1 pseudogene is annotated in these 245 nt (G+C 68.2%); it reads left to right on the top strand.

Annotation, left to right across the window (positions count from 1 at the left end):
• Positions 1-245, top strand: a pseudogene (locus tag KVS71_RS18215) (hypothetical protein); the annotation flags it as partial.

The following is a 245-nucleotide window of genomic DNA, read 5'->3' as shown; positions in this document are numbered from 1 at the left end:
AGCGGTCGGGAACGGTGCGACCGGTCGCATCTGCGCGTACCGGGAGCTCTATCGCGTCGGCGCCATGCTGAGCTGGGGAAGCTGTACGACCATCGCGATCCCGCCCTCCTTCGCGACGAAGTCGGCGGCGAACGCCCGCGCCTCCGGCTACATGCAGGTCCGGAACGGGAGCACGGTCCTGGCGACGGTCTCCGCCAAAGCGTGGAGCAACATTTCCGGCTCGGCGACCAACATCCGCTGCTTCC

Source organism: Microbacterium sp. GbtcB4 (assembly GCF_019091465.1).
Classification (GTDB): domain Bacteria; phylum Actinomycetota; class Actinomycetes; order Actinomycetales; family Microbacteriaceae; genus Microbacterium; species Microbacterium paraoxydans.
The sequence above is the reverse complement of the archived record's forward strand: the minus strand, read 5'-3'. Positions and strand labels throughout refer to the sequence as shown.